Genomic DNA, 15,246 nt, shown 5'->3' with positions numbered 1-15,246 from the left:
GTCAGCGTCGGAGCGCGGGCCGTGGCGACGATAGCTTTCGCCATCCTGTTCGTCGCTTCGTCGACGAGTTGGCCGTCGACGGAGACGGGATCCGGTGATCGTTGCGCAGTGTCAATAGTGCCGCAACTCCCATCATTAATGGCCGATGCATATCGACTGGTGTCTATGGGCGTACAAGACACACGTCGAAAACTCGACCCCCTGTTCGATCCATCGTCGCTGGCAATCGTCGGCGCCAGTCCGGACTCGTGGTACTCCTCGCGGATAACCGAGAACCTCATCGACTACGGCTACGACGGCGACATCTATCTCGTCAACCCGAATCGGGAGGCGGCGTGGGATCGGGAGTGTTACGACAGCGTGTCGGCTCTCCCCGAGGTCGTCGACCTCGCCGTCGTCGTCGTCCCTCGCGAGTACGTCGTCGACGTAGTACGTGAGTCGGGCGAGATCGGCGTCCCCGCGGCGCTGGTCATCACGACGGGGTTCAGCGAGGCTGACGAGCGCGGCGCCGAACTGGAGGCCGACCTCGAAGCCACCGCCGCCGAGTACGACATCAGCGTCGCGGGGCCGAACTGCATCGGCCTCGCGAACGCACAGGCGGGGACGGTGCTGACCGGGCTCTGTTCACGGGAGCCCGAACCCGGACATATCGGCCTCGCGAGCCAGTCCGGCGCGCTCTCGTTTGCCACCTTCTTCGAGAACGCCGCCGACGAGGACACCCACTTCTCCCACATCGTCTCGACGGGTAACGAGGTCGATCAGAGCCTCGTGGACTACGTCGAGTACATGGCTGCCGACCCCGACGTGGAGGTGATCTGTGCGTACATCGAGGGCGTCACGGAGCCACGGCGGTTCATCGAGGTGGCGCGGGAGACGGTGGCGACCGGAACGCCGGTACTGGCGGTGAAAGTCGGGAGTTCGGACGTGGCGCAGGCGGCCGCCGAGTCACACACCGGTTCGTTGACGGGCAACGACGCCGCCTGGGACGCCGCCTTCGGGCAGGCGGGCATCGAGCGCGTGCCGGACATCCCCGACCTCACGACCCGGGCGCAGGCACACGCGGCGTTCGACCCGCCGAACTCCGACCGCGTCTGCATCGCGTCGACCAGTGGTGGGCTGGCTACCCTCCTCGCCGACCTCGCGGAGGAGCGCGGCCTCGAACTCCCACAGTTGGCCGAGGAGACGGAGGCGACGCTGCTGGAGATGGACGACCTGCTCACGTTCGGCGAACTCCACAACCCGGTCGACATCCGCGCACAGGGTGCGGAGGTGCTCCCCGAAGTCGCGGACGAACTGTTCGCCGACGACAGCTTCGACGCCTACGTCTTCGGCATCGGCCTCTCGATGGTCGACGAGGATGCCGACATGATCGCGGACCACCTGCTCGAAGTCGCCGAAATGACCGACGACCCCGTCATCTTCCTCTGGACGGGGCGGAAGGAGCCGGCCGACCTCGACGACCCACAGCCGTACGAGCGCGTCCGTGCCGAGTATCCGCTGTTCTACGAACCCGAGAAGTCCATCGACGCGCTGGCGTCGCTCGTCTGGTTCGACGAGGCACGCGACCGCCTCGTGGGCCGGCCGCCGTTCGAACTCGACGGGCGCCCCGCCTCCGACCTGCCGACAGACGCCACGCTCACGTGGTCGCAGGCGACGGACCTGTTCGAAGATTACGGGCTCGACCTGCCGGCGACGCGGTCAGCCGGGTCGAGCGAGGAGGCCGCCCGCTACGCCAGCCAGATCGGCACGCCGGTCGTGATGAAAGTCGATTCCCCCGACGTTGCCCACCGTAACCACATCGGAGCGGTGCGAGTCGGCGTCGACTCCCCGGCCGAGGCCCAACGCGCCTACGAGGAGATCGTCGCCAACGTCTTCGAGTACGACTCCGAGGCGACGATCGAGGGCGTCCTCGTACAGGAGATGGTCGACAGCGGCGTGGAGGCGCTGGTCGGCGCGTCACAGGACCCGAACCTCGGCCCGGTCGTCACGCTCGGCTCCGGCGGGACGCAGGTGGAGGCGCTGCAGGACACCACCCACCTGATCGCGCCGTTCGGCAAGGGCGACGCCTACGGCGCGCTCAAACGGACGGACCTCCCCGCGCGGTTCGAACACGAGTTCGGCGCCGACGCGTCGCTGGACAGTCTCGCCAACCTCATCACCAAGGTCGGCAACCTCGTGGCCAAGCGACAGGACGTGGCGGAACTCGACCTCAACCCGGTGATGGTGCGCCCGGAGCGGAGCGTCTGTGTGGACGCGTTCGTCCGGACGGAATAACGGCGATTCGCCGTATCGAACGCCTTTTCATGCCCGCCGCCGGAGAGACGTGTATGGCTACGGAAACGCAGACCGAGGCCGGCCTCTCGGGCCACGTCCGCGGGGTGACGGTCACCACGCTGGCCTGTCTCGGCGGCGTCGCGGCCGCCGTCGCCGCGAGCGTCGTCGTCGGTACCGGTCAGGAGGCGGCGTCCGACCCGCTCGCGCTCATCTTCATGGTGGCCGCCGTCGCCGTCCAGTATCCCGTCCTCCGGCTGATCGGCGTCGATGTCGCCGATTTCGGCGCGAAAGATCACCTGTACGTCGGGTTCATGACGTTCACGCTCTGGTTCATCACGTTCGCAATTCTCCTCACGACTGGCGCCTCACTGTAATCATGGCCGACGACAGTATCGCGGTCGTCGACCTCGACCGGTGTCAACCCGACCGCTGCAACTACGAGTGTGCGAACTTCTGCCCGCCCAATCGGACGGGCGAGGAGTGTATCGTCACGCTGGAGGAGCGACACGACGACCCCGACCTCTACGACGGCGGCCCCGACCAGATCAGCATCTCCGAAGAGCTGTGTCTCGGTGAGACCTGCGGCATCTGCGTCGAGAAGTGCCCCTTCGACGCTATCGAGATCATCAACCTCCCCTCCGAGTTGACCGACGACCCCGTCCACCGCTACGGCGAGAACGCGTTCGCCCTCTACGGCCTCCCCGTTCCCGAATCGGGGACGGTGACGGGCCTGCTCGGCCCGAACGGGATCGGGAAATCGACGGCCGTGCACGCCCTCGCGGGCGAGATGGTGCCCAACCTCGGGCAGTACGACGCGGAGCCCGACTGGGAGACGGTGCTCGACCGCTATCGCGGCACCGCGCTCCAGAACTACCTCGAACGCCTCATGGACGACGCGGTGACGGTCGCGCGCAAGCCGCAGTACGTCGACCGCATCCCGGACCAGTTCGACGGCAAGACCCGCGAGTTGCTCGCGGGCACGGACGAACGCGGCGTCGTCGACGACCTGGTCGACCGGCTCTCCATCCGGCCGGTGATCGACCAGCCCATCGACACGCTGTCGGGCGGCGAACTCCAGCGGGTCGCGCTCGCGGCGACGCTCGCCCGCGACGCCGACTTCTACTTCCTCGACGAGATCACGCCCTATCTCGACATCGGCCAGCGCGTCACCGCGGCCCGTCTCGTCCGCGAACTCGCCGACGAGGAGGACCGCTCGATGCTCGTCGTCGAACACGACCTCGCGGTCCTCGACTTGCTCGCCGACCGCCTCCACGTCGCCTACGGTGAGCCCGGAGCGTACGGTGTCATCACCGACCCGAAATCCGTTCGCAACGGCATCAACGAGTATCTGCAGGGCTATCTCAACAACGAGAACATGCGCATCCGCCCGAACGAAATCACGTTCGAGGAACACGCCCCGCGGGAGTCGGTGACGGGGACGCCGCTCGTCGAGTACCCCGACCTGCGCAAGTCGTACGGCGAGGGCGAGTTCTCGCTCGACGTGGAGGGCGGCACCATCTACAAGAGCGAGGTGCTGGGCGTGGTCGGGCCGAACGGGATCGGGAAGTCGACGCTCGCGAAACTGTTCGCGGGGTCGCTCGAACCCGACGAAGGGAGTCTGGATTTCCGCCTCGACATCGCCTACAAACCGCAGTACGTCGAAGTCGACCAGCCGATGCGCGTCGACACCTTCCTCTCCTCGATCACCGACGACTTCGGCACCTCCTTCTGGAACACGGAGATCGCCAAACCGCTCCAGCTAGAGCGCATCATGGAACAGCAGTTGACGGATCTCTCTGGCGGGGAACGTCAGCGCGTCGCCATCGCAGCCTGCCTGTCGAAAGACGCCGACCTCTACCTGCTCGACGAGCCGTCGGCCCACCTCGACGTCGAGCAACGCGTGCAGGCCACCTCGGCCATCCGCCGCTACGCCGAGAACCACGACGCGACGGCGATGGTCATCGACCACGACATCTACATGATCGACCTGCTGGCCGACCGCCTGATGGTGTTCGACGGCGAACCCGCCGACCACGGGCACGCCTCGAAACCGCAGGATATGCGCTCGGGCATGAACGACTTCCTCGCGGACCTCGATATCACCTTCCGCCGCGACGAGCGGACGGGCCGTCCGCGGATCAACAAGCCCGAGAGCCAACTCGACCGCGAGCAGAAACGGCAGGGCGAGTATTACTACGCGCCCTGAACTCCGAACGCTCGCCCGCCGACCGCGCACGACCGCTTCACCCTTACGTCGTCGCCGTGTACCGTCTTCACATGGGGGAGACCACCGACTCCACTGACACCGACGACCTCACACGCCCCCGCTTCCGGGGCTGTGTGTTCTGTTACACGGCCGAGATGGTCGCCTACGGCGTCCGCAAGGCGCGGCGCTAACCGCCCCAAAGCGTTAACGCGCTCGCCCGCGGCAGGTCGGTTATGACCGAGGCCGCCGACCTCCTGTTGACGAACGCGGAGGTCCACACGCTTGCGCGCCCCGACGAGACGCACGAAGCAGTCGCCGTCCGTGGGGGCCGGATCGTCCGCGTCGGCGACGCCTACGAACTCGACTTTCTGGCCGGCGTCGACACCCGTGTCGTCGACTGCGGCGGGGGCGTCCTCCTGCCCGGGTTCGTCGACGCCCACACCCACCTCGAACTCCTCGGCCGGAAACTCGTCAACGCCGACCTGTCGGTGGCCGAGAGCCGCGCAGAAGCGCTCGACGCCCTCCGCGACCGGGCGGCCGCCGTCGAGTCCGGTGCCCCCGTCCTCGGCTTCGGCTACGACGAACACGCGTGGGGCGAGACGGACTACCTGACCCGCGCGGACCTCGACGCCGTCGACGCTTCGGGGCCGGTCGTCGCCGTCCGCGAAGACCTCCACGTCGCCTCGCTGGATTCGACGGCGCTGGAACGATGGGTCGACGACCTGCCCGCCGAGGGCGTCCGGCGCGAGGGGGACGAGCCGACGGGCGTCGTCGTCGAGGACGCCGCCGCGGCGGTACTCGACGCCGTCGCGCCCGACCCCGCGGAGACGGCCGACCTGCTCCGGGCCGCCCAGCGCCATGCGAACGAGCGCGGCGTCACCGGCGTCCACGACATGATCCGATGCTCGCACACGTCCGGCGCCTACCGTGACCTCGCTCGTCAGGGCGACCTGTCGCTCCGGGTTCGCCTCAACTACTGGGCGGACCACCTCGACGCCCTCCTCGAGACGGGCCTGCGGACGAACCACGGCGAGGGGTTGGTTCGCGTCGGTGCACTCAAGACGTTCACCGACGGGAGCCTCGGCGGCCGGACGGCCAGACTCTCCGAACCCTACGCCGACGCGCCGGGGGAGTGCGGCGAGTGGACGGTCACGCCCGCCGCGTTCCGTGACCTGTTCGACAGCGCCGAGAGCGCGGGGTTCCAGGTCGCCGCCCACGCCATCGGTGACGAGGCGGTCGACGAGGTGATCACGACGTTCGCCGCTCGCGACGACTCCGATTCCCGTCACCGAATCGAACACGCCGAACTCGCGAGCGACGACGCCATCGACCGGATGGCCGACCGGGGCATCGTCGCCTCCGTCCAGCCGAACTTCCACCGCTGGGCCGGCGAGTCGGGGCTGTACGCCGACCGTCTCGGCGACCGGCGGACGGCGACCAACCGCCTGCGTCGTCTCGCGGACGCCGGCGTCCACCTCGCGTTCGGGAGCGACTGCATGCCGCTCGACCCCCTCGTCGGCGTCCACCACGCCGTCAACGCGCCGACTGACGCACAGCGCCTCGGTGTGACCGAGGCCCTGCGGGCGTACACGCTCGGGAGCGCGTACGCCGGGTTCGACGAGGACCGGCTGGGCACGGTCGAACCGGGGAAGCGGGCCGATCTGGTCGTCCTCGACGCGTCGCCGTGGGGGGTGCCCGAGGCGATCCGCGACATCGACGTGACGCTGACGGTCGTCGACGGCGATATCGTCTACGACGGTCGCTGAACGCAGGTCGCAACCTTGTAGTTCTCGCCCGGCCGACTCGGTCCAATGACCGCCTTCTTCGACCGACTGGCCGAACGCATCGAGCGTGTCGACAGCGTCGTCTCCGTCGGCCTCGACGCCGACCCCGACCGAATTCCCGACTTCCTCGCCGACCGTGACCTGCCGCGGTGGGCGTTCAACCGCCGGATCATCGACGCGACACACGAGCACGCGGCCTGCTACAAGCCGAACGCCGCCTTCTACGAGGACGCCGACGGCTGGCGAGCGCTCCGGGAGACTATCGCGTACGCCCACGGCAAGGACGTGCCCGTTCTGCTCGACGCCAAGCGGGCCGACATCGGCAACACCTCGCGACAGTACGCGCGCCTCCTGGACGAGGTGGACGCCATCACGGTGAATCCCTACATGGGTCGGGACTCGCTCGACCCCTTCCTCTCCCGGGAGGACGCGGGCGTGTTCGTCCTCTGTCGCACCTCGAACCCCGGTGGCGCGGACCTGCAGGACCTCGAACTCGCTTCCGGCGAACCGCTCTACCGGCGGGTGGCGGCGCTGGCGGATCTCTGGAACGAACACGGAAACGTGGGCCTCGTCGTCGGCGCGACGGCGCCGGAGGAACTGGAGACGCTCCGCACCGAGGTGCCGGACCTGCCCTTCCTCGTCCCCGGCGTGGGCGCACAGGGGGGCGACGCCGAGGCGGCGGTCGAGTACGGCCTCGCAGATGGCGTCGGCCTCGTCAACTCCTCGCGCGGGATCATCTTCGCCGGTGAGCAGAGCTCACCGAACGACGACGAGGGAGCGTACTTCGGCGCGGCGGGGCAGGCGGCCAAGCGACTCAAGCGCCGACTCAACCAGTTCCGTTAACGGCGGCTCCCCGCGGCACAGGACACACAGAGTCCCGCGGCGCGGTCGTAATGCTCGGCACAGACCGCCGCCCCGCAGGCGTCGCAGGTGTAGTTCGCGGTTGCGGATTCACAGACCTGACAGAGGGTCGTAACGCTCATGCCGGCGATACGGCGTCACAGGGCTTCAGCGTTGGGCACCCCGGCGAGTTGCTCGAACGCCGCCGCCACCGCGGCGAGGTTGTACATCGTCACGGGTGAGACGACGACGGCGGCCACGAACGGCACCACGACCTGATAGCCGGCGAGCGAGGCGGCGATGTTCACGACGGCGAAGACGACGCCGACTGCGGCGCCGATGGCCACGACGACGAGGACGAGGCCGAGGATGGCGAGTCGGTCGCCGCGGGCGAGTGCCCAGCTCCGCCGCATCGCCGTCACGAAGTTGTCGCCCTCGACGGCGACGTACACGGGCATGAAGAGGAGGCTGACGAGCAGGAAGATGCCGGGGACGAACAGGAGGGCGAAGCCGATGGTCACGAGCACCATCGTCACGAGGCCGCCGACGAAGAGGTTGGGGACGGCCCAGACGACGCCGTCGGTGTAGAACTCGCCGGGGATGGTGTCGCGAGTACCGGCGACGAACGTCCGAATCGCCACGACGCTCAGGTACGACAGCGCGATTAGACACGCGACGACGACGACGACGGCGACGGGCACCGGGAGGGACACCGGCACCGCGAGGCTGGTATCGACGCCCATCCGCGTGTAGACGACGTTCACTATCGCGTTGTACCCAATCTGGTAGACGGTGTACAGAACGAGATAGGCGACCGTGAGGATCGCACCGGTTCGACTGGCGAAGCGAGAGGCTCCGCTCTTCAGGGCGGCACCGATCTGGAGGGACATGCGCCCCCGACTCGTTGACGAACTGTCGTGTATCTTTCGCTCGATCCGGCGAGACGCTTACAACCGTGGGCACCCGAGACGACGACGTGGACAGGGACCGACTCATCCTCGGCCTCGCGGCGGTGTTCGCCGGCCTCACGGTCGTCCTCGTAGTGGTCGCGTTCGTCCGTCAGCTATTCCTGCTCTTTCTGGCGCTCCCGTTCGCGGCGACGACGTATCTCATGTGGCATCACGCGACCGGCCGGATCGAGGCGCGTGCCCGGCGGGAGGCGCGGGCGAGTCGAGCGGCGGGGCGGGGACGGGAACGTCGCGCCCCCGGCGGGTTCGGCGCGACGGCCCGCGGCACGGCGTCGGGGACCCGGACGACCGGCCGGCGAACCGGCGCACCCCCCGGCGAGTCCGGCCCGAGCGAGCGCGAGGCCTACGAGTTGCTTGGCCTCGACCCCGGTGCGAGCGACGACGAGGTGCGGCGGGCCTACCGGGCGAAGGTGAAGGAAGTCCATCCCGACACCGAGAGTGGCGACGAGGAGGCGTTCAAGCGGGTGAACCGCGCGTACGAGCGCCTGCGCGACTGACGGGCCCTCGATTCGTGTGCTAACTATACCCAAACGACGGAAAGCGTTTTGCCGAGTGGTTGCCTAACACGCCACATGACCGCCGATCGGGCCCTGCTGGAACGGGCCCTGGAACGCGGCGAGGAGGAGGGCGGCCCAATCGAGTTCAAGGAGCGCCTCTCCCGCGAGGTCCACTTGGTCGACGGCCGGATGGAGAGTCTGGCAGCGCAGTTGCGCCACCGCGTGCTCTCGGGTGACGGCGAGGCGACGTACGTCGTCGGGGTCACGGACGACGGCCACGTGGCTGGCATTCCCCCTGCCGCATTCTCGGAGTCGATGGACGTGCTCTCCTTGCTCGCCGAGGAGGCGGGTGCCCACATCGAGGACGTGGAGACGTGGGGCGTCGGCGGCGCGGACGAGGAGGGTCTCGTGGGCGTCGCGACCATCCGCGAGGGGGCGATGCTCGACACCGACGACTCCCACATCGTCGTCGGCACCGCGGGCCACGTCGACCACGGCAAGAGCACGCTCGTCGGGACGCTCGTCACGGGCCAGGCCGACGACGGACAGGGGAGTACGCGCTCGTATCTCGACGTGCAACCGCACGAGGTGGAGCGCGGCCTCTCCGCGGACCTCTCGTACGCGGTGTACGGCTTCGACGACGAGGGATCGGTGCGGATGGACAACCCCCACCGGAAGTCCGACCGCGCCCGCGTCGTCGAGGAGGCGGACCGTCTCGTCTCCTTCGTCGACACCGTGGGCCACGAACCGTGGCTCCGGACGACGATCAGGGGGCTGGTCGGCCAGAAACTCGACTACGGTCTGTTGACCGTCGCCGCCGACGACGGCCCGACGAAGACCACGCGCGAACATCTCGGCATTCTGCTGGCGACGGAACTGCCCACGCTGGTCGCCATCACGAAGACGGACGTGGTGAGCGAGGAGCGCGTCCAGGAGGTCGAACGCGAGGTCGAACGCCTCCTGCGTGACGTGGAGGAGACGCCGCTGCGGATCGAGCGCCACGGCGTCGAGGCGGCGGCCGAGGAGATCGGTGACGTGGTTCCGATCCTGAAGACCAGTGCGGTCACGGGGACGGGACTGGACGCCCTCGACGACCTCTTCGAGCGTCTGCCGAAGACCAACGGCGGCGACGGCGACTTCCGGATGTACATCGACCGGACGTACTCGGTGACTGGCGTCGGCGCCGTCGCCTCCGGGACCGTCAACTCCGGAACCGTCGAGGCCGGCGACGACCTCCTCATCGGGCCGATGCCCGACGGCTCCTTCCGCGAGGTGGAGGTGCGCTCCATCGAGATGCACTACCACCGGGTCGACCGCGCGGAGGCGGGCCGGATCGTCGGCATCGCGCTCAAGGGCGTCGCGGAACACGAAATCGAGCGGGGGATGGTGCTCCTGCCCGCGGACGCCGATCCGACGCCTGTCCGCGAGTTCGAGGCCGAAATCGTCGTCCTCAACCACCCCACCCGCATCGGCACGGGCTACGAACCCGTCGTCCACCTCGAAACCATCAGCGAGGCGGCCGTCTTCCGCCCGGAGGGCGGGCACCTCCTCCCCGGCGACCGCGGGGCGGCGTCGGTCGAGTTCAAGTTCCGCCCCTACCTGATCGAGGAGGGCCAGCGCTTCGTCTTCCGCGAGGGGCGGAGCAAGGGCGTCGGCACCGTCACCGACATCGACCCGTAACGCATGCGACGGCTCGGGTCGTCACTCCTCTTCGCCACGGTGGCCGCCCTTACGCTCTTCGTCTACGTCACCCTCGCCTTCGTCACCTACTGGGCGCTCCTCTTTCTCTGGTCGCAGCGTCCCGATCCGGTGACGACGGTGGTGGTGGTCGTCGGCCTCGCTCTCGGGATGGGCTACGCGAGCTATCGGATCGGGACGGCCCGCCTCCGATACGCGCTCGACGCGGTCGAACTCCCGCGCCGCGAGATGCCGGAACTCTACCGCCGTGTCGATGTACTGGCGGATCGGGTCGGCGTCGAGCCACCACGCCTGCTCGTCGCGTCGCTCCCGGGACCGAACGCGCTCGCCCTCGGCGGTGCCCGCGACGGCGACGTGGTGATCGACGGGTCCCTGTTTCGACTCCTCACCGCCGCCGAACTGGAGGCGATCATCGCCCACGAACTCGCGCACCTGAAACGGCGGGACAGTCTGGTGAAGACGCTGGGTTATAGCCTCGTCCGGACGGCCACGGGCATCGTCTGGTTCGTCCTCCTGCCCATCGCGTTGCTGGTCGGGGGCGTCGCCCGTGCGGTTGCGCTGCTCCGCGGTGGCGACCCCGTCGAACTCCGGCGGACGGCCCGGACCGCCGACGCGGCGGTGACGAGCCTCGTCGTCGTCTGTCTCTTTCTCCTGACCGCCGTCGTGCAGGCGTACTCCCGATACCGGGAGTACGCGGCCGACGACCGGGCGGCGCGCGTGACCGAGCCACTGGCGCTGGCGCGCGCACTGGAGAAAATCGAGCGGGCGACGACGCCCGGCGGCCTCCTGTCGACGCTGGTCATCCACGGCGACGAGGAGGGGCCGGTTACCGATCTACTGGCGTCGCACCCGCCGATGGCCGACCGGATCGAACGGTTGCGACAGCGAGCGACCGAGCGCGAACGGCGCTAGTCCCCGCTCGACTCCTGGATGATTTCGCGCTCGGCTCGCGACGGCGGAGTGTGGGTCGCCCGCTCGCCCTCGCTCGGGTCGAGCCAGTGGCAGGCGGCCTCGTGATCGGGACCGTCGCCCTCGACGGACTGGAGGCTTGGCTGCTCGCCGCTACACCGCCCGTCGATGAACTCGGGACAGCGGGGGTGGAACCGACAGCCACTCGGCGGATTCGTCGCGCTCGGCGGCTGGCCGCCGAGGTGCTTGCGATCCGACCGCCTCCCCCCGTCGACCTGCGGAATCGCGTCGAGGAGCGACCGCGTGTACGGATGCTGCGGGTTCTCGAAGATGTCCCGCGCCGTGCCACGCTCGACGATTTCGCCGGCGTACATGACCACGATCCGGTCACACACCTGCCGGACGACGGTGAGGTCGTGCGAGATGAACAGATACGAGAGATCGAACTCCCGTTGCAGGCGGTTGATGAGGTTCAGAATCTGGGCCTGTAGGGTCACGTCGAGCGCCGAGACGGGTTCGTCGAAGACGATCAGGTCGGGTTCGGTCACGAGGGCGCGACAGAGGCCGACCCGCTGACGCTGGCCGCCGGAGAGTTCGTGTGGATAGGCGTCGAGTTGCGAGCGCGACAGTCCTACCTCCTCGAACAGGTCCGCCACCCGCTCCCACTTCTCCTCGCCGTCGGCGATGTCGTGGACCGCAAGCGGACGCGCGACGCTCTCACCGACCGTCTTGCGCGGGTTGAGCGCCGACATCGGGTCCTGAAAGACGTACTGGACGCGGCGGCGGATCGGGCGGAGTTCCCGCCCGGAGTACGTCTCGATATGTTCGCTGTCGAAGACGATGCTCCCGTCGGTGGGTTCGTAGAGCCGCGAGACGGTGCGACCGAGCGTGCTCTTGCCCGATCCCGACTCGCCGACGATGCCGACCGTCTCGCCGGCGTGGACGGTCAGGTCGACGCCGTCGACGGCGCGGACGACCTGATCCCCGCCGAACAGGCGGTCGAACAGCCCCTCGTCGAGCGGGAAATGTTTCTTGACGTTGCTCGCCTGCAGGAGTTCGCGTGGCCGTGCGTCGGTCGTCGTGGTCGTGGAGTCCGTACTCATCCGTCGGTCACCTCGGTCGGGGTGGTTCGGTCGGTCGCCCCGTCGACTGTGCCGTTCGTCTCGCCGTCCCGGGCGTCCCACGCCACCTCACCGGGGTCGTCGCCTTCGGTGTAGAGGTGACAGCGCGCGACGTGCCCGTCGTCGACGACGTGTTCGGGGAGCGGGTCGGCACACGCGTCGAACGCGGCGGGACAGCGGTCGCGGAAGGGACAGCCCGTGGGCCGCTCGGTCGGCTCCGGCGCGGAGCCGGGAATCGTCGTCAGTTCGCCGTCGGGTGGCGCCTGCTCCGGGATGCTCCGAAGCAGGCCCTTCGTGTAGGGATGGGCCGGATTCTCGAACAGCTGGTCGGTTCGGCCGTGTTCCATCACCGATCCCGAGTACATGACGGTCACGCGGTCACAGGTCTCCGCGACGACGCCGAGGTCGTGGGTAATGAGGAGGATCGCCACGTCGAACTCGTCACACAGGCGCCGGAGTTCGTCGAGGATGCTGGCCTCGACGGTCACGTCGAGCGCGGTCGTGGGTTCGTCGGCGACGATCAGCGAGGGGTCGCCCCCGAGCGCCGACGCGATCATCACGCGCTGGCGCTGGCCGCCGCTCAGTTGGTGGGGATACGACGTGGCGACCTCCTCGGGGTCGGGAATCCCGACCGTCTCCAGCAGGTCGACGGCGCGGCGCCACGAGGACGCGGTCTTGCGCGTCCCCGTGACGTATTTGCGCCGGAGTTCGCTCAGCAATCCCGCGGACTCGTCCACGTCGCCGTGGTGTCTGACCACCTCCGCGATCTGTTCGCCGACGGTCATCACCGGGTTGAGCGCCGACAGGGAGTCCTGAAACACCATCCCGATGTCGTCGCCGCGGACCGCACGCATCTCGGCTTCGGACTTGGCGTAGAGGTCTTCCCCGCGGTAGGCAAAGCGATCCGCAGTGACCTCGGCGCCGTCGAGCAGGCGCATGATCGACCGGGCGGTGACGCTCTTGCCCGACCCCGACTCCCCGACGAGGCCGTGAATCTCGCCGGCCTCGACCTGCAGGTCGACGCCGTCGACGGCGGGCACGTCCGGACCATCTTCGACGGGGAACGTGACCGCGAGATCCTCGATGTCCAGCAGCGTCACGGCGACCCTCCCTCCCCGCGCACGTCGAAGGCGTCGCGGAGCGCGTCGCCGAAGAGGTTGATGCCGAGGACCGTGATGACGATGGCGATGCCGGGGATGATGGAGATCCACCAGGCCTGCCCGATGAGGCTCCGGCCCTGGCCGAGTAGCGCTCCCCAGGTCGGCGTGGTCGGTTTGACGCCGATGCCGAGGAAGGAGAGCGTGCTCTCGGCGAGCATCGCGCGGGCGACGAGGACGGTGAACTGGACGATCAGCGGCGCCACCGCGTTCGGCAGCACTTCCTCGGTCATGATCTGGAGGTCTCCGAGACCGACGTTCTTCGCCGCGAGGACGAACTCCTCCTCGCGGATCGAGAGGACTTCACCGCGCGCGAGACGAGCGAAGTCGTCGATGTACGCGAAGGCGATGGCCGCGACGACGTTCCAGACGCCCTGCCCGAACACCGCGACGAGCATGATGGCGACGAGGAGCCACGGGAACGCCCAGAGTACGTCCACGAAGCGCATCAGAGCGTCGTCGATCCAGCCGCCGAAGTAGCCGGCGACGACGCCGAGGGAGACGCCGACGACGGCGCCGATGGTCACGGCGCCGAGGCTCACCCCGAGGCTGATGCGCGCGCCGAACATCATCCGCGAGAGCAGGTCGCGGCCGAAGGAGTCGGTGCCGAGCGGGTGGGCGCTGGACAGCGACGGCGCCTGCATCAGCGCGAAGTCCTGTGCCATCGGGTCGTACGGCGCGAGTTCGGGCGCGAAGATGGCGGCGAGGACGAACAGCACGACGGTTGTCAGTCCGAAGGTGGCCTTGTAGTCGCCGGCAATCGTCTCGCGCAGGCGCTCGAATCGGTCCACTCGGATGCCGAAGACCGTGTCCGCCTCGCCGTACTTCGTGCTCATGCGTCACCTCCGTACTTGATCTTCGGATTGATCGACATGTACAGCAGGTCGACGAAGAGGTTCATGAACACGAAGATGATCGCGATGACGATCACCGACCCCTGTACGATGGGGAAGTCCTGGCGCTCGATGGAGCGGATGAGCAGGCGGCCGAAGCCCTGAATGCCGAACACCATCTCGACGGCGACGATGCCGCCGAGGAGGAGGGCAAAGAGGATGCCGGCGATGGTCACGACGGGCAGGAGCGCGTTCTGCAGGCCGTGTTTGAACAGGATCAGGCGCGGCGGCAACCCCTTCGCGCGGGCCGTCTGCATGTAGTCCTCGCTCAGGACTTCGAGCATCGACGACCGGGTCATTCGGGTGATGATCCCGGCGTAGGGCAGGCCGACCGCCGTCGCGGGCAGGACGACGTGGGAGAGCCACGGCACCACGCCCTCGCTGATCGACGCGTAGCCGTACGAGGGGATGGCCGGAATCGCCGTCCCGACCGTGAGCAGGAGGACGATGCCGATCCAGAACGAGGGCATGCTGATGCCGAGGAAGGCCACGCCGGTGGCGACGTAATCCTCCCACTGGTCGCGGCGGGTGGCGCTGACGATGCCCGCGGGAATCGCGATCAGGATGGCTATGGTGATGCCGACGAGGCCGATGCTCAGCGTCGGTTCGGCGGCGCCGGCGATGCGGCCGAGCACCGGTTCGCCCGTGTAGATCGAGGACCCGAAGTCGCCGGTGGCTAGGTCGCTCATCCAGCGAACATACTGGACGTAAATGGGCTCGTCGAGACCGAGTTCGGCGCGGACGGCCGCGATGGCGTCGGCGTCGGCGTCGCCGCCGAGGATCAGCCGTGCGGGATCACCCGGAATCGAGCGGATGGCGACGAACACCGCCGTCGCGACGACGTAGATGACCAGCACCGCCTGGAGTGTCCGTTTCGCCACGTACCGTTGGATGCCCAT

Annotated in this window: 14 protein-coding genes; 8 read left to right on the top strand and 6 right to left on the bottom strand. The window is 68.4% G+C overall.

Annotation, left to right across the window (positions count from 1 at the left end):
• Positions 1-165: 165 nt before the first annotated feature.
• The 5 genes from DU502_RS16490 (at position 166) to pyrF (ending at position 7,107) form a co-directional block, all read left to right on the top strand.
• On the top strand, positions 166-2,274 hold the full coding sequence (locus DU502_RS16490) for an acetate--CoA ligase family protein (RefSeq protein ID WP_121921748.1): 2,109 nt from the start codon (positions 166-168) through the stop codon (positions 2,272-2,274).
• Between the two features lie 53 nt (positions 2,275-2,327).
• The gene (locus tag DU502_RS16485; RefSeq protein ID WP_121921747.1) at positions 2,328-2,648 is read left to right on the top strand and encodes an EMC6-like membrane protein; all 321 of its coding nucleotides are present in this window, start codon (positions 2,328-2,330) and stop codon (positions 2,646-2,648) included.
• Between the two features lie 2 nt (positions 2,649-2,650).
• Positions 2,651-4,480: a ribosome biogenesis/translation initiation ATPase RLI gene (locus DU502_RS16480; protein ID WP_121921746.1), complete on the top strand. Its 1,830-nt coding sequence runs from the start codon at positions 2,651-2,653 to the stop codon at positions 4,478-4,480.
• A gap of 233 nt (positions 4,481-4,713) precedes the next feature.
• Complete coding sequence (locus tag DU502_RS16475; RefSeq protein WP_121921745.1) at positions 4,714-6,246, top strand: amidohydrolase; 1,533 nt, start codon at positions 4,714-4,716, stop codon at positions 6,244-6,246.
• A 45-nt stretch (positions 6,247-6,291) separates the two neighbouring features.
• A complete protein-coding gene (gene pyrF / locus DU502_RS16470; RefSeq protein ID WP_121921744.1) occupies positions 6,292-7,107 on the top strand; it encodes an orotidine-5'-phosphate decarboxylase in 816 nt (271 codons plus the stop codon).
• Here the strand turns inward: pyrF and DU502_RS16465 are convergent.
• Both DU502_RS16465 and DU502_RS16460 read right to left on the bottom strand, forming a co-directional pair.
• A complete protein-coding gene (locus DU502_RS16465) occupies positions 7,104-7,247 on the bottom strand; it encodes a zinc finger HIT domain-containing protein (RefSeq protein ID WP_121921743.1) in 144 nt (47 codons plus the stop codon). The two genes, pyrF and DU502_RS16465, sit on opposite strands and share 4 nt — an antisense overlap.
• A gap of 15 nt (positions 7,248-7,262) precedes the next feature.
• The gene (locus tag DU502_RS16460) at positions 7,263-7,994 is read right to left on the bottom strand and encodes a hypothetical protein (RefSeq protein ID WP_121921742.1); all 732 of its coding nucleotides are present in this window, start codon (positions 7,992-7,994) and stop codon (positions 7,263-7,265) included.
• Positions 7,995-8,080: 86 nt separating this feature from the next.
• On the opposite strand from DU502_RS16460, the gene DU502_RS16455 reads away from it, so the two are divergent.
• The 3 genes from DU502_RS16455 (at position 8,081) to DU502_RS16445 (ending at position 11,179) form a co-directional block, all read left to right on the top strand.
• Positions 8,081-8,569, top strand: a complete 489-nt coding sequence (locus DU502_RS16455; protein ID WP_121921850.1) for a J domain-containing protein — start codon at positions 8,081-8,083, stop codon at positions 8,567-8,569.
• A 75-nt stretch (positions 8,570-8,644) separates the two neighbouring features.
• Positions 8,645-10,249 (top strand): GTPBP1 family GTP-binding protein, encoded by a 1,605-nt coding sequence (locus DU502_RS16450; protein WP_121921741.1) that lies wholly within the window; start codon positions 8,645-8,647, stop codon positions 10,247-10,249.
• A gap of 3 nt (positions 10,250-10,252) precedes the next feature.
• Positions 10,253-11,179: a M48 family metallopeptidase gene (locus DU502_RS16445; protein ID WP_121921740.1), complete on the top strand. Its 927-nt coding sequence runs from the start codon at positions 10,253-10,255 to the stop codon at positions 11,177-11,179.
• Here the strand turns inward: DU502_RS16445 and DU502_RS16440 are convergent.
• The 4 genes from DU502_RS16440 to DU502_RS16425 are packed head-to-tail and all read right to left on the bottom strand — an operon-like array spanning position 11,176 to position 15,246.
• Positions 11,176-12,279: an ABC transporter ATP-binding protein gene (locus tag DU502_RS16440; RefSeq protein ID WP_121921739.1), complete on the bottom strand. Its 1,104-nt coding sequence runs from the start codon at positions 12,277-12,279 to the stop codon at positions 11,176-11,178. The two genes, DU502_RS16445 and DU502_RS16440, sit on opposite strands and share 4 nt — an antisense overlap.
• Positions 12,276-13,397 (bottom strand): ABC transporter ATP-binding protein, encoded by a 1,122-nt coding sequence (locus DU502_RS16435; protein ID WP_121921738.1) that lies wholly within the window; start codon positions 13,395-13,397, stop codon positions 12,276-12,278. The genes DU502_RS16440 and DU502_RS16435 overlap by 4 nt, the downstream gene beginning before the upstream one ends.
• Positions 13,394-14,290, bottom strand: coding sequence for an ABC transporter permease (locus DU502_RS16430; RefSeq protein ID WP_121921737.1), 897 nt, complete (start codon positions 14,288-14,290; stop codon positions 13,394-13,396). Before DU502_RS16430 ends, DU502_RS16435 begins: the two co-directional genes overlap by 4 nt.
• On the bottom strand, positions 14,287-15,246 hold the full coding sequence (locus tag DU502_RS16425) for an ABC transporter permease (RefSeq protein WP_121921736.1): 960 nt from the start codon (positions 15,244-15,246) through the stop codon (positions 14,287-14,289). The genes DU502_RS16430 and DU502_RS16425 overlap by 4 nt, the downstream gene beginning before the upstream one ends.

The sequence above is a fragment of the Haloplanus aerogenes genome (assembly GCF_003856835.1).
Taxonomy (GTDB): Archaea; Halobacteriota; Halobacteria; order Halobacteriales; family Haloferacaceae; genus Haloplanus; species Haloplanus aerogenes.
The sequence above is the reverse complement of the archived record's forward strand: the minus strand, read 5'-3'. Positions and strand labels throughout refer to the sequence as shown.